Below are 14,338 nucleotides of genomic sequence, written 5' to 3'. Positions count from 1 at the left end.
AGCGTGGATCAAGTCAAGGCCATGAAGGTTTTCGTGCGGATTTACGAGCGTTCCAGCTTCACGCTGGCGGCCGATGACCTGAATCTGCCCCGGGCGACCCTGACCCACACCCTCAACCAGTTCGAAGCGTGGCTGGGCACGCGCCTGCTGGAACGCAGCACCCGCCGGGTGCGCCCGACCCTGGATGGCGAGGCGTATTACCAACGCTGTTTGCAGTTGCTGGCGCAGCTGGAAGAGGCCGAACTGGCATTTCGCAGCGTGGCGCCCAAGGGCCGTTTGCGCGTGGATTTGCACGGTACGCTGGCCAAGTATTTTGTGGTGCCGGCACTGCCGCAATTCATGGCGCGTTACCCGGAGATCGAGCTGTCGATCAGCGAGGCGGATCGCTTTGTCGACCTGATCGCCGAAGGCGTGGATTGCGTGCTGCGCGCAGGCGCCCTGGGTGACTCCGCGCTGATCGGCCGACGCGTCGCCAACCTGCGCCAGGTCACCTGCGCAAGCCCTGCGTACTTGCGTAAATACGGCGAACCCAAGAGCCTGGCCGAGCTGAGTGAGCACCGCGCGGTGAACTATGTTTCGCGCACCACGGCCAAACTGTTTCCCTTCGAGTTCATGGTGGACGGCGAGCTGCAGGAAGTGAGTATCCAGGGTGCGCTGTCGGTGTTCGGCGCCGAGATTTATTCCGCCAGCGCAGTGGCGGGATTGGGCATTATCCAGTGCCCGCACTACCGCATGGCCGAATTGATCGAGCAGGGCGTGATGCGTGAAATCCTTCCTGACACACCGCCGCCGTCGATGCCGGTGTCGGTGTTGTATCCGCAGAACCGACACTTGTCGCCGAGGGTGCGGGTGTTCGTCGACTGGCTTGCCGAAGTCTTCGAAAATGCCCGCTAAGCCGTGTAATAGAAGGGTTTCTTAAATTTAATTTCATCCGTTCACGCCACGGTTTGACGCGTAACTGTCATCTGGTCACTGCGTAATTGTGTGAAGCGTTTGACGCTTTCATTTCAGAACAGTGACGGAGACCGGTACCAATGAAGACGTTGATAAGCCCTATGGTGGGTGCCGCCATGGCGAGCTTTATGCTGTCCGCCCATGCCGATTTTATCGATGACAGCCACGCCGATGTGACCCTGCTCAACCGCTACCTCAACCAGCAGGGGCGTGACGTGGTGAACAGCAACGCCAAGGCCCACAGCATTCGCGATTGGGGCCAGGGTTTCGAGTTCAACTTCAAGTCCGGCTACACCGAAGGCCCGGTGGGGTTTGGCCTGGACCTGCAGGCGTTCTATGGGTTGAAGCTGGACTCTGGCGGCGACCTCAACGACAAGGATCACCAGGGCCGCTACCCGGGCAGCATGTTCCCGCTGGACAACGGCAAGTCCGCCGACCAGTTCGGTGTGTTGAGCCCGACGTTCAAGATGCGTTTCGCCAAGGATGAATTGCGCTTGGGTACGCTCTACGGCAACAACCCGGTGCTGGCCAACACCGACGGGCGCCTTTACCAGCAGACCAACACGGGTGTGCAGCTGGTGTCCAAGGACCTCAGTGACTTCACCTTCACCGGCGGCGATATCTTCAAGACCAAGATCCGCAACGAAACCGGCGACCAGGGCATGATCACCGCCGGTGGCACCAAAGAGAGCGATCGCTTCCTGTTCGGCGGTGCGGACTACACTGGCATCCAGAACACCACGGTCAGCCTGTGGTACTCCAACCTTGAGGATTACTACCAGCAGTTCTTCCTCGGCGCCAAGCGGCATGACGCCTTGTCCGTGGGCGCGATCGACACCGACTTGCGGGTGTTCCGCAGCCTGGGCGTGGGCGGCAACGCCGATGGCGACAAAGACTACGCAGCCGCCGGCCTCTACGGTGACGGCACGGGCAAGGGGCGTATCAACCAGACCACCGCCAGCCTGCTTGAGAGCTACAGCCTGGACGGTCATACCGTCGGCCTGGGCATCCAGAAGAACAGCGGCGACAGCGACTTCCCCTACCTGGATTCCGGCCTGAACAGCGGCGACAACCGCCAGGGCCCAGGCTCAGGCGCCGACACGCCGGCGCTGACCAACATGCAGTTGAATAAATTTCAACACGCCGGTGAGCGCACTTGGCTTGCGCAGTACAAGTATGACTTCGGTAAGCTTGGCCTCACGGGCCTGACGTTCTCCGCCGCCTATGCCCACGGCGATGACATCCGCACGGCGCAAGGCACTACCAGCGAATGGGAACGTAACGTCGCCGTGGCGTATCAAGTGCCTACCGGCACCCTCAAAGGCCTGGGTGTCACCTGGAAAAACGCCCATGCCAGCCCGGACATCAGCGGTGCTACCGTGCAAGATGAAAACCGCTTCTATGTGAGTTATGTCGTTCCACTCTGGTAGGCAATTGCTGTAGAACGGAACGGCAGACTTAAGCGATTCAGCTGGTTAAAAGGCCTGGGAATACCCTTATTCCCAGGCCTTATTTGCCGACGTCCAAGAGAGGATTCGATGACTTACATTGCTGCCGAAAACCGCTATGAATCTATCCCGTACCGCCGCGTAGGCCGCAGTGGGCTGGTGCTGCCCGCACTGTCCCTGGGCCTGTGGCACAACTTTGGCGACAGCACCCCGATCGACACCCAGCGCGCCTTGCTGCGCACCGCGTTCGACCTGGGGATCAACCACTTCGACCTGGCCAACAACTATGGCCCGCCCTACGGCAGCGCCGAGATCAACTTCGGCCGTTTGCTGCGTGAAGACTTCAAGCACTACCGCGACGAACTGATCATCTCCAGCAAGGCCGGCTGGGACATGTGGCCCGGCCCTTACGGCCAGGGCGGAGGTTCGCGCAAGTACGTGCTGGCCAGCCTCGACCAGAGCCTGCAACGCCTGGGTGTCGACTATGTGGATATCTTCTATTCCCACCGTTTTGACGCCGACACCCCCCTGGAAGAAACCGCCAGTGCCCTCGCCACTGCTGTGCAACAAGGCAAGGCGTTGTACATCGGTATCTCGTCCTACTCAGGGGTAAAAACCCGCGAAATCGCCGCCCTGCTCAAAGAGTGGAAAGTGCCGCTGCTGATTCACCAGCCGGCCTACAACCTGCTCAACCGCTGGGTGGAAAAAGACCTGCTGGACACCACCGAAGAGCTCGGCGCCGGGGTGATTGCCTTCACGCCGCTGGCCCAGGGTTTGCTGACCGACAAGTACCTCAACGGCGTACCGGCGGATGCACGGGTGAATCGCCCGGGCGGTGGTTCGTTGCAGGCCAAGCACCTGTCCGAAACCAACATCGCCCACGTGCGTGCGCTGAACGAGATCGCCCAGCGTCGTGGTCAGAGCCTGGCCCAACTGGCACTGGCCTGGACGTTGCGTGATCCACGGGTGACCAGTGCGCTGATCGGTGCAAGCCGGCCGGAGCAGATTATCGAGAACGTCGGTGCGTTGAAGAACTTGAGCTTTAGCGTGGAAGAACTGGCGGAGATCGATCGGTTTGCCCAGGAAGGCGGGATCAACCTGTGGGAAAAGCCATCCACGGCTGAATAAACAGTCCATGTGGGAGGGAGCAACCCCCTCCCACATTTGATTTCTGGTGTGATGACTAACGGGCCTGGCCTTAGAACGGCACATCCCCAAGAATCGTCGCCCGATGCATCACCCGCCGCTGCGGCCGGTAGTCATCCACCGCGTAGTGCTGTGTCACGCGGTTATCCCAGAACGCCACATCGTTTTCCTGCCAACGCCAGCGAATGGTAAATTCCGGGCGTGTCGCGTGGGCGAACAAGAGCTTCAGGATTGCTTCACTCTCCGCCGGTTCCAGCTCATTGATCCTGGTGGTAAACCCATCACTCACGAACAGTGACTTGCGCCCACTCACCGGATGCGTACGCACCACCGGGTGCGATAACGGCGGGTTCTTCCTGCGGGTTTCTTCCCAGCGTGCCAGGTCTTCGGCGGTGTTGCCAAAGCGCTCGAGCGGAAAGGACTTGGTGAAGTCATGGGTCGCCGTCAGCCCATCGAGCAAGCGCTTCAGCGGTTCGGACAACGCTTCATAGGCTGCAATCCCGCTGGCCCACAGCGTATCGCCACCAAACGCCGGCAGCAGCTTGGCGCTGAGTACTGCACCGAGCGCCGGAGTGGGCAGGAAGGTCACGTCGGTGTGCCACACAGCATTGTCGCGCACGTCGGTGACGGCGGTGTCGAGGATCAGCACTTCGGGCTGGTCCGGCACGTTGGGGTAGATCGGGTGGATATGCAGGTCACCGAAATTCGCCGCGAACCGCGCTTGCTGCTGCGGGGTGATCGACTGGCCGCGCAAGAACAGCACCGAGTGGGTGAGCAACGCCTGTTCGATGGCGTCGCGCTGTTCAGGGGGCAGCGGCTGGGTGATATCGACGCCACTGATCTGGGCGCCCAGGGCGGTGCTTAATGGGGTAACGGTCAGGCTGCTCATGCGGTTCTCATTCACTCAGTGTGCCTGGCCATGCCACGGCACCAATTTACGCTGCAGGGCACGCAGGCCCATTTCCATGGCGAAGGCGATCAGGGCGATCACCAGAATCCCCAGCACCACCACATCGGTGACCAGGAACTGCGCCGCCGACTGCACCATGAAGCCCAGGCCGCTGGTGGCGGCGATCAGCTCGGCGGCGACCAGCGTGGACCAACCCACACCCAGCCCGATGCGCACGCCGGTCAGGATGTCGGGCAGGGCGCTCGGCAGGACCACATGGCGAATCAACTGGGCACGGGTGGCACCCAGCGACTGCGCCGCACGCAGTCTGGCCGGGTCGACGGTGCGCACGCCGGTGGCGGTGGCGATGGCTATCGGCGCGAAGATTGCCAGGTAGATCAGCAGCACCTTGGACAGCTCGCCGATGCCGCACCAGATCACGATCAACGGCAGGTAGGCCAGCGGCGGGATCGGTCGGTAGAACTCGATCAGCGGGTCGAGGATGCCACGGGCGATTCGGTTGGAACCGATGGCGATCCCCACGGGCACGGCGGTCAGCACCGCGAAGCCCAGGCCCAGGCCGATACGGCTGAGGCTCGCGCCAAGGTGCTGCCACAAGGTGGAGTCCATATAGCCGGTGGTCGCCAGCAGCCAGCCCTTTTGCAGCACGGCGGACGGCGGCGGCAGGAACAGCGGTTCGATCAAGCCGCTGGCGGTCACGGCCCACCAGAGGGCCAGCAAGGCGACCAGGGTCAACACGCTGATCCAGCGCGTGCTCAGGCTGCGTCGTACCGGGGCCACTGCGTGCGCCACCGGTTTGGTCACCGTGGCGGGAAGTTCGTAGCTGCTCATGCGGACACCTGCCGTTGGGAGAACACTTTGCCCAGCACGTGTTCGCGGGTTTCGATAAAGCGTGGGTCGGACTTGATCGCCCGCGCCGACTCACCGGCGGCGTAGCGTTGGCCGAAGTCCAGGTGCAGGCGTTCGACGATCTGGCCGGGGTTGGGCGCCAGCAGGATCAAATCAGTGGCGAGGAAGACCGCCTCTTCGATGTCGTGGGTAATCAGGAACACCGGCTTGGCCGTGCGCCGCCAGACTTGCAGCAACAGCTCCTGCATCTGTTCGCGGGTGAAGGCGTCGAGGGCGCCGAAGGGCTCGTCCATCAGCAGCACACGAGGGTCGGCGGCCAGGGCGCGGGCCAGGCCGACACGTTGCTTCTGGCCGCCGGAAAGCTGCCAGATGCGTCGGTTGTCGAACCCGGCCAGGTCGACCAGCGCGAGCATTTCCCGGGCGCGTATTTCGCGTTGCGCCTTGGGCGCGCCGGCCAGCTCCAGGCCGAAGCCGACGTTGGCCAGCACATCCTGCCAGGGCAGCAGGGCGTCGTCCTGGAACACCACGCCGCGTTCAGCACTGGGGCCGTTGACCGGCACGCCATCGAGGGTGATACGCCCGGCGCAAGGTTCGACGAAACCGGCAATCAGGTTCAACAGCGAAGTCTTGCCACTGCCGGACGGGCCGAGAGCCACCAGCAACTGCTGGGGCCCCAGGTCGAGTGAAATGTCTGACAGTACCGGTTCTGTGGCGCCTGGGTACTGTGCGCTGATGCGCTCCAGTTGTAGCAAGGCCATCGCAATGAACTCCCGATCAGTGAGTGATGAATTTGGCGCTGACGTAAGGGGCGTAGTCCGGCAGCACGGCGTCGACCTTGCCTTGTTCCTTGAGGAACGCGGCGGTGTCGGTCACAGCCTTGGTGGTCGGTGCGCCCAGCAGGGTCACCTGGTCAGCGGCCAGCGGGTAGACGTTGCCTTGCAGCAGCAGTGGGATGTCGCTGGCCTTGGCGCCGGAGAGTTTCACCAGTTTGTCGACGTTGCCTTTGTCGGCGAGCCAGGCTTGTGGGTCTTTGCGGTACGCGGCGTAGGCATCCAGGGTGACTTTGGCGAACGCGGTGACGATTTCCGGGTGCTTCTCGGCGAAGTCTTTGCGCACGATCCAGGCATCGAAGGTCGGCGCGCCGAACTTGGCCAGTTCGCCCGAGGTGATCAGCACCTTGCCGTTTTCCTTGGCCACGCCCAGGGCAGGATCCCATACGTAGGTGGCGTCGATATCACCGCGTTTCCAGGCGGCGATGATCGCCGGTGGCGCGAGGTTGAGGATGGTCACTTTGGACGGGTCGATGTTCCAGTGCTTCAGCGCGGCCAGCAGGCTGTAGTGCCCGGTGGACACGAAGGGTACGGCGACTTTCTTGCCGACCAGGTCCTGCGGGCTGTTGATGCCCGAACCGTTGCGCGCTACCAGGGCTTCGGCGCCGCCGATCTGGGTGGCGACCAGGAAGGTTTCCACCGGTACCTTGCGGGTGATCGCGGCAGTCAGCGGGCTGGAACCGAGGTAGCCGATCTGCACGTCGCCGGAAGCGATGGCGGCGATGATGTCGGCGCCATTGTCGAATTTGCGCCAGTTGATCTTGGCGTTTGTGGCTTTTTCATAGTCGCCATCGGCCTGGGCGACTTTGGCCGGGTCCACGGTGGTCTGGTAAGCGATGGTCACGTCCGCCGCCTGGGCAAACAGGCTGGCACCGGCCAGGGACAATGCGGCCAGGAGACGCAGAGGGGTTAGCAGTTTCAAGGGGAAGCTCCTCAATCAGGCGGCCGAGGGTCGGCGTGTGAGGAGCCTAAATGATCTAAGAATCCGAAAATAAATAACATTTTCGAATTAGCTTATGAGAAGAACCGTGAGCGCTGATCGTGAATTGAAATGACGTCAAATGTGAGAAGGGGCTTGCCCTCTCCCACATTTGCCCCGGTTTCAGCTTACTTAGTTGCTGATGGCGAGGATGCTGGCCTGGTACGACCCAACAAACACATCGAAATCGCCCACTTCGTTCTGCTCCAGCTCAGCTTGCTGCGCCAGCGACGTCCGCGCCAGCTCTTCAAAGCGCGCCTGCTCTTCAGCCGCCAGCGGCTCCTTGCGGAAATGCTCGGCGTGCAACTGGCTCTGATGCAGGGAGAATTGCGCAAAACTCTCTTTACGCTCGGCCATCGCCGCCAGCACCTGGGCCGATGGGGTCATGGACGAATCGTTGACCTTGGCCAACTGGGCGTCGAGCGCCTGGCTGTGCTCAGTGATGCCGTGGCTCTCGTCCAGCAAGGCAGCCAGCGGTGCAATCTGCTCCAGCAACTCGGACGCCCACTCCTTCATGTCCACCGGCTGGCCCTGGCGTTGCAATTGCAGGCCCGGACGGCGACCTTCCTTGACCACGCTGAGGAAGTTGGACGTGGCGTTGCCGCACTCGTTGTTGGCGAACAGCTGGCTGTCGTTCAGTGCGCAGAACAGCAGGAAGGCGTCGAGGAAGCGCGACTCTTGCAAGTCGATGCCCATGGGCAGGAACGGGTTGATGTCCAGGCAGCGCACTTCGATGTACTGGATGCCACGGGCCATCAGCGCCTGGATCGGCCGCTCGCCGGTATAGGTCACGCGCTTGGGGCGGATGTTGGAGTAGTACTCGTTTTCGATCTGAAGGATGTTGGTGTTGAGCTGTACCCACTCACCGTCCTTGTGCGTACCGATTTCGACGTAGGGCGCGTAGGGCGTTGCCACCGCTTCGCGCAGGCTGTCGGTGTAGCTGGCCAGGTCGTTGTAGCACGGCGTGAGGCCCGCCTGGGCGTTGCTCTGGTAACCCAGGTCACTCATGCGCAGGCTGGTGGCGTAGGGCAGGTACAGCGTGTCGGCGTCGAGCACTTCCAACTGGTGCGAACGACCGCGCAGGAACCCGGCGTCCAAGGCCGGCGAAGCACCGAACAGGTACATCAACAGCCAGCTGTAGCGGCGGAAATTGCGGATCAGCGCGATATAGGCGTTGGACTGGTAGTCGCGGTCAGTGCCGACAAACCCTTCGGTTTCCTTGAGCAACGGCCACAGCGCCTCGGGCAACGAGAAGTTGTAGTGGATGCCGGCGATGCACTGCATGGTCTTGCCGTAACGCAGGGCCAGGCCCTTGCGGTACACGTACTTGAGCTGGCCGATATTGGAGGTGCCGTAGTAGGCAATCGGAATATCTTCCTCGGCCGGCAACGGACACGGCATGGAGGGGCTCCACAGGTATTCGCTGCCGAGCTTGGTATAGGCAAAGCGATGGATCTTGTCCAGGCTGCTCAGGGTATCGGCCGGGTCGGGCAGGGCGGGAGTGATGAACTCCAGCAGCGATTCCGAGTAGTCGGTGGTGATCTGTTCGTGGGTCAACGCGGCGCCCAGGGCTTCGGGGTGCGGCGTTTGCGCCAGTCGACCCTCACCGGTGACACGCAGGCATTCGCGCTCGATGCCGTGCAAGCACTGCTCTAGCAGGGAGAGGTGTTCGCGCTTGCCGAGCAGGGCCAGGCGGCGGTTGAGAAGTTCGCTCAAGTTGGATTCCTTCACGCGTCAGTCGCCCCAATATGGGGGTGGGCAGGACGGTCTACAAGGGTGAAGTTGAAACTGGCGTGATCGCCTGGTTTTGAGTCGATTTGACCCGCTCTGAATATGCCGACTTCACTCCATGAATTTGGCTACAGCGCAGCGAGAAAATTCCGACGCCGTTAGTGCAGCGCCGAAATTAACTCAAATCGGGGGTGGGGAGCTATAGGACAGCGAAGGTGCCCTGTGCTTTTGCGACAAGTCTTTCGTCCTGATACACATCCGCCTCGACCACCAGCGTGCGGCGGCCGGCATGAATCACCCGGCTGGTGCACAGCACGTCACCGTCCGACACGGCGCGGATGTAATTGATCTTGCACTCGATGGTCGCGCTCTGCTGGTCGAAACCATGGGCGCTGGAACAGGCCAGCCCCATCGTAATGTCCACGAGGCTGAAAATCGCCCCCCCATGGAGCTTGCCCGCGCGGTTGCGCAGTTGCGGCTCCAGGGTCAGGGCCACCTCGGCAACGCCTTCTTCAAGGCGTTGCAGGCGGCAGCCGATCAGTTCGCTGAAGGCGCTCTGGGTCAAGCCGGCCGGGATCTCCATCAGCGCTTCTTCAACTGCTTGGCGTTGGCGAACAGCGAGGCCATGGCGTTGTTGCTTGGGGCTGCGGTGGCGGTTTCCTTGCGAGCCGTAGTGTTTTGCGACTGGCGCGGTGCCGAGCCTGGGCGCGCGCCACGGGCACCGTCGATTTTCTCGCCGGGGGTGTCGCTCATGCGCATCGACAGGCCGACGCGTTTGCGCGGGATGTCGACTTCCATGACCTTGACCTTGACCACGTCACCGGCCTTGACCGCTTCGCGGGGATCCTTGATGAATTTCTCCGAAAGCGCGGAGATATGCACCAAACCGTCCTGATGCACGCCGATGTCCACAAAGGCGCCGAAGTTGGTCACGTTGGTCACCACGCCTTCGAGGATCATGCCCGGTTGCAGGTCCTTGAGGTCTTCGACACCGTCCTGGAACTCGGCGGTCTTGAACTCGGGGCGTGGGTCGCGACCAGGTTTTTCCAGCTCTTGCAGGATGTCGGTGATGGTCGGCACACCGAAGGTTTCGTCGGTGTACTTCTTGGGATCCAGGCGCTTGAGGAAAGCGGCGTCGCCGATCAGCGAACGGATGTCGCGGTCGGTCTCGGCGGCGATGCGCTGCACCAGCGGGTAGGCTTCCGGGTGGACCGCAGACGCGTCAAGCGGGTTGTCGCCATTCATGACGCGCAGGAAGCCGGCGGCTTGTTCGAAGGTTTTTTCACCCAGGCGTGCGACTTTTTTCAGCGCGGCACGGGTTTTGAACGCGCCGTTTTCGTCACGGTGGCTGACGATGTTCTGTGCCAGGGTGGCGTTGAGGCCGGAGATTCGCGCCAGCAGTGCCACGGAGGCGGTGTTCACGTCGACGCCCACGGCGTTTACGCAGTCTTCCACAACTGCGTCCAGGCCGCGCGCCAGCTTCAGCTGCGACACGTCGTGCTGGTACTGGCCGACGCCGATGGATTTAGGGTCGATTTTCACCAGTTCGGCCAGCGGATCCTGCAGGCGACGGGCGATGGATACCGCGCCACGGATCGACACGTCGAGGTCCGGAAATTCCTTGGACGCCAGTTCCGACGCCGAGTACACCGAAGCGCCGGCTTCGGAGACCATGACCTTGGTCATCTTCATGGCCGGGTATTTTTTGATCAGTTCGGCGGCCAGCTTGTCGGTCTCGCGGCTGGCGGTACCGTTGCCGATGGCGATCAGGTCCACCGCGTGCTTGGCGCACAAGGCGGCCAGGATCGCGAGGGTCTGGTCCCATTTGTTGTGCGGCACATGCGGATACACCGTGGCGTGGTCCAGCAGTTTGCCGGTGGCGTCGACTACGGCGACCTTGCAGCCGGTACGCAGGCCCGGGTCGAGGCCCAGGGTGGCACGCGGGCCGGCCGGGGCGGCCAGCAGCAGGTCGTGCAGGTTGTGGGCGAACACGTTGATCGCCTCGGTTTCGGCGCCGTCGCGCAGCTCGCCCAGCAGGTCGGTTTCCAGGTGGGTGTAGAGCTTGACCTTCCAGGTCCAGCGCACCACTTCACCGAGCCACTTGTCCGCAGGACGGTTCTGATTCTGGATGCCGAATTGTTGGGCGATCATGCCTTCGCAGGGGTGCATGGTGCCCGGCAATTCGTCGCCGACCTTCAATGCGGAGCTGAGAATACCTTCGTTGCGGCCACGGAAAATTGCCAGTGCGCGGTGGGACGGCATGCTCTTGAGCGGCTCGTCGTGTTCGAAGTAATCGCGGAACTTGGCGCCTTCTTCCTCTTTGCCGGCGATGACGCGGGCGCTGAGGATGGCTTCCTGCTTCAGGTAGCTGCGCAGCTTTTCCAGCAGGCTGGCGTCTTCGGCGAAGCGTTCCATGAGGATGTACTTGGCACCTTCGAGGGCGGCCTTGACGTCGGCGACGCCTTTTTCGGCGTCGATGAAACGGGCAGCTTCGGTTTCCGGGGTCAGCGACGGGTCGTTGAACAGACCGTCGGCCAGTTCGCCCAGGCCGGCTTCCAGGGCGATCTGGCCCTTGGTGCGACGCTTCTGTTTGTAAGGCAGGTAGAGGTCTTCGAGGCGGGTCTTGGTGTCGGCGAGCTTGATGTCGCGCTCGAGTTGCGGGGTCAACTTGCCCTGTTCCTCGATGCTGGCGAGGATGCTGATGCGCCGTTCGTCGAGTTCTCGCAGATAGCGCAGGCGCTCTTCCAGGTGACGCAGTTGGGTGTCGTCGAGGCTGCCGGTTACTTCTTTACGGTAACGGGCGATGAACGGCACCGTGGAGCCTTCATCCAGTAGAGCGACGGCCGCTTCGACCTGTTGTGGGCGTACACCGAGTTCCTCGGCGATGCGGCTGTTGATGCTGTCCATAAAACCACCTGAAATTCTGAAAAGCAGCTCGCAGGCCCGGAAAACAAGGCCCTGGGAGGCTGGTTGAGCGGCCCGACTGGCGCCGCTGCCTGGGTCAAGAGGCTGCCTATTGACCCTCGAAATCGAAAAAATCGCGACAAGCGGGTGAAAAAAGCCTCGGCAGCAAACGGTAACGATCTGACGTTGCCCTGCACGGCGGCGGCGCATTATAACCAGCGTTCTGTCCTTGGGGGGGATTGCGCCAACGGTTGTAGGGCGCGGGTTCGCTGGCGGTAGAGGAAAAATCTGCTAACAATGCACACGGTGCGTATAACGGCAGCTAGGCCATAATGCGCGCCGAGATAAGAGGAGCATCCAATGAGCAGCACTGCACAAACTGCTGAAGGCGAAAAAATTCTCATCGTTGATGACGATCCGGGGCTGAGCAGCCTGCTGGAGCGTTTCTTCAACTCCAAGGGTTACCGTGCCCGCGCGGTGCCGAACACCGAGCAGATGGACCGACTGCTGGGGCGCGAAGTCTTCAACCTGGTCGTACTCGACCTCATGCTGCCCGGTGAAGACGGCCTGACCGCCTGCAAGCGCCTGCGCGGCGCGAACAACCAGATTCCAATCATCATGCTCACCGCCAAGGGCGATGAGCTGAGTCGCATCAAGGGCCTGGAACTGGGCGCTGATGACTACCTGGCCAAACCCTTCAACCCCGACGAGCTGATGGCGCGGGTCAAGGCCGTACTGCGTCGGCAGGCCCCACCGGTACCGGGTGCACCGGGCAGCGAAGATGAAAGTGTCACCTTTGGCGACTACGAACTGTCGCTGGCGACCCGTGAGCTCAAGCGTGGCGATGAAGTGCACATGCTCACCACCGGCGAATTCGCCGTGCTCAAGGCCCTGGTGATGAACGCTCGACAGCCGCTGACCCGCGACAAGCTGATGAACCTGGCCCGTGGCCGGGAATGGGATGCGCTGGAGCGCTCCATCGACGTGCAGATCTCCCGACTGCGTCGGATGATCGAGCCGGACCCGTCCAAGCCACGGTATATCCAGACGGTGTGGGGCGTAGGTTATGTGTTTGTGCCGGATGGCAACAAAACCAGTTGACCGATGATTTGCGGTTACGGGCCTCCCGGTGTCTGACTCCATGAGGGTCGACGGGATGCCCGGCGTCTGCAATTCTGCGAGCGCCGCTCGTTTCTGCAAGGTATCCAGCTGTCTTCTATGAAAACCCCGTTGTGGTTCCCCCAAAGTTTCTTCTCCCGCACCCTTTGGCTGGTGCTGATCGTCGTTCTGTTTTCCAAGGCACTCACGCTGGTTTATCTGTTGATGAACGAGGACGTGCTGGTGGATCGACAATACAGTCACGGTGTTGCCCTTACCCTGCGTGCCTATTGGGCAGCTGACCCTGAGAATCGCGAAAAAATCGCCAAGGCCGCTACGTTGGTTCGTGTGGCGGGCGCGGGTGTGCCGGAAGGCGAGCAGCATTGGCCCTACAGTGAGATCTACCAGCGCCAGATGCAGGCTGAACTCGGTGAAGACACCGAGGTGCGGTTGCGCATGCATGTATCGCCGGCATTGTGGGTGCGTGCGCCGAGCCTGGGCGAGGACTGGTTGAAGGTGCCGTTGTATCCGCATCCGCTGCGGGGGCAGAAAATCTGGAACGTGCTGGGCTGGTTCCTGGCGATCGGGCTGCTTTCAACGGCGTCGGCGTGGATCTTTGTGCGTCAGCTCAACCAGCCGCTCAAGCGTCTTGTGTTTGCCGCCCGCCAGTTGGGTCAGGGGCGTAGTGTGCGCCTGCCAGTCAGCGATACGCCCAGCGAAATGACCGAGGTGTATGGCGCGTTCAACCAGATGGCGGAAGACGTCGAACAGGCTGGGCGCGAGCGCGAGCTGATGCTGGCGGGGGTGTCCCATGACTTGCGCACACCGTTGACGCGATTGCGCCTGTCGCTGGAGTTGATGGGCAACCATACTGATCTCACCGATGACATGGTCCGCGACATTGAGGACATGGACGCGATTCTCGACCAGTTCCTGGCGTTTATCCGCGATGGCCGTGATGAGGTAGTGGAAGAAGTCGACCTGACGGACCTGGTGCGTGAGGTGGTCGCGCCCTATAACCAGAACGGTGAACAGGTGCGCATGCGTCTGGAGCCGATCCGGCCGTTTGCGTTGCGTCGGGTGTCGATGAAGCGCCTGTTGAACAACCTGATTGGCAACGCCTTGCATCACGCCGGTTCTGACGTGGAAGTGGCGGCGTATGTGTCTGGCGACAGTGCAGCGCCCTATGTGGTGCTGAGCGTGATGGACCGGGGGGCGGGCATCGACCCGGACGAGCTGGAAGGCATCTTCAACCCCTTCACCCGTGGCGACCGTGCCCGGGGTGGCAAGGGCACTGGCCTTGGGTTGGCGATTGTGCGGCGGATTGCTTCGATGCATGGTGGCAATGTTGAGTTGCGCAACCGCGAAGAGGGTGGCCTGGAGGCGCGGGTACGCTTGCCGCTTGGGCTGATGTTGCCCAGGGATGCGGTATAGGCACAGTTGCAAGCTCCCGGTTTAAAGCTGCAAGAGAAAGGCGGATTGTTTTGCC

At 61.9% G+C, this 14,338-nt stretch carries 12 protein-coding genes; 5 read left to right on the top strand and 7 right to left on the bottom strand.

The genetic code is table 11. The annotated features are described in order from the left end of the window. Window positions 1–3 precede the first annotated feature (3 nt). From BMX59_RS12245 to mgrA, 3 genes are all read left to right on the top strand, one after another. Complete coding sequence (locus BMX59_RS12245; protein WP_071492506.1) at window positions 4–894, top strand: LysR family transcriptional regulator; 891 nt, start codon at window positions 4–6, stop codon at window positions 892–894. Window positions 895–1,055: 161 nt separating this feature from the next. Further along, window positions 1,056–2,384, top strand: a complete 1,329-nt coding sequence (locus BMX59_RS12240; RefSeq protein ID WP_093121675.1) for an OprD family outer membrane porin — start codon at window positions 1,056–1,058, stop codon at window positions 2,382–2,384. Between the two features lie 108 nt (window positions 2,385–2,492). Next, entirely contained in the window at window positions 2,493–3,530 is a 1,038-nt protein-coding gene (gene mgrA, locus BMX59_RS12235) for an L-glyceraldehyde 3-phosphate reductase (RefSeq protein ID WP_071492504.1), read from the top strand. Between the two features lie 70 nt (window positions 3,531–3,600). Here mgrA and tauD read toward each other — a convergent pair whose 3' ends face one another. The 7 genes from tauD to BMX59_RS12200 all read right to left on the bottom strand — a co-directional run bounded on the left by tauD (window position 3,601) and on the right by BMX59_RS12200 (window position 11,754). After that, window positions 3,601–4,437, bottom strand: coding sequence for a taurine dioxygenase (gene tauD, locus BMX59_RS12230; RefSeq protein WP_092248565.1), 837 nt, complete (start codon window positions 4,435–4,437; stop codon window positions 3,601–3,603). A gap of 15 nt (window positions 4,438–4,452) precedes the next feature. Next, a complete protein-coding gene (gene tauC / locus BMX59_RS12225; protein WP_093121671.1) occupies window positions 4,453–5,289 on the bottom strand; it encodes a taurine ABC transporter permease TauC in 837 nt (278 codons plus the stop codon). Beyond that, window positions 5,286–6,065: a taurine ABC transporter ATP-binding subunit gene (gene tauB, locus BMX59_RS12220; RefSeq protein WP_092248559.1), complete on the bottom strand. Its 780-nt coding sequence runs from the start codon at window positions 6,063–6,065 to the stop codon at window positions 5,286–5,288. The genes tauC and tauB overlap by 4 nt, the downstream gene beginning before the upstream one ends. Window positions 6,066–6,081: 16 nt before the next feature. Continuing rightward, the gene (gene tauA, locus BMX59_RS12215) at window positions 6,082–7,059 is read right to left on the bottom strand and encodes a taurine ABC transporter substrate-binding protein (RefSeq protein ID WP_092248555.1); all 978 of its coding nucleotides are present in this window, start codon (window positions 7,057–7,059) and stop codon (window positions 6,082–6,084) included. 189 nt (window positions 7,060–7,248) lie between these two features. Continuing rightward, a complete protein-coding gene (gene gshA, locus BMX59_RS12210; RefSeq protein ID WP_093121667.1) occupies window positions 7,249–8,832 on the bottom strand; it encodes a glutamate--cysteine ligase in 1,584 nt (527 codons plus the stop codon). 214 nt (window positions 8,833–9,046) lie between these two features. Continuing rightward, window positions 9,047–9,430: a PaaI family thioesterase gene (locus tag BMX59_RS12205; RefSeq protein WP_034108628.1), complete on the bottom strand. Its 384-nt coding sequence runs from the start codon at window positions 9,428–9,430 to the stop codon at window positions 9,047–9,049. Beyond that, on the bottom strand, window positions 9,430–11,754 hold the full coding sequence (locus BMX59_RS12200; RefSeq protein ID WP_071492497.1) for a Tex family protein: 2,325 nt from the start codon (window positions 11,752–11,754) through the stop codon (window positions 9,430–9,432). Before BMX59_RS12200 ends, BMX59_RS12205 begins: the two co-directional genes overlap by 1 nt. A 357-nt stretch (window positions 11,755–12,111) precedes the next feature. Here BMX59_RS12200 and ompR point away from each other — a divergent pair, with 357 nt between their 5' ends. Together ompR and BMX59_RS12190 are read left to right on the top strand one after the other, a co-directional pair. Next, window positions 12,112–12,852, top strand: coding sequence for an osmolarity response regulator transcription factor OmpR (gene ompR / locus BMX59_RS12195; RefSeq protein ID WP_016979041.1), 741 nt, complete (start codon window positions 12,112–12,114; stop codon window positions 12,850–12,852). A gap of 117 nt (window positions 12,853–12,969) precedes the next feature. Continuing rightward, window positions 12,970–14,283 carry an ATP-binding protein gene (locus BMX59_RS12190; RefSeq protein WP_071492496.1) on the top strand — a complete coding sequence of 438 codons (1,314 nt, stop codon included), beginning with the start codon at window positions 12,970–12,972 and terminating at the stop codon, window positions 14,281–14,283. Window positions 14,284–14,338 lie beyond the last annotated feature (55 nt).

The sequence above is a fragment of the Pseudomonas sp. NFR09 genome (assembly GCF_900111535.1).
GTDB lineage: Bacteria > Pseudomonadota > Gammaproteobacteria > Pseudomonadales > Pseudomonadaceae > Aquipseudomonas > Aquipseudomonas extremorientalis.
The sequence above is the reverse complement of the archived record's forward strand: the minus strand, read 5'-3'. Positions and strand labels throughout refer to the sequence as shown.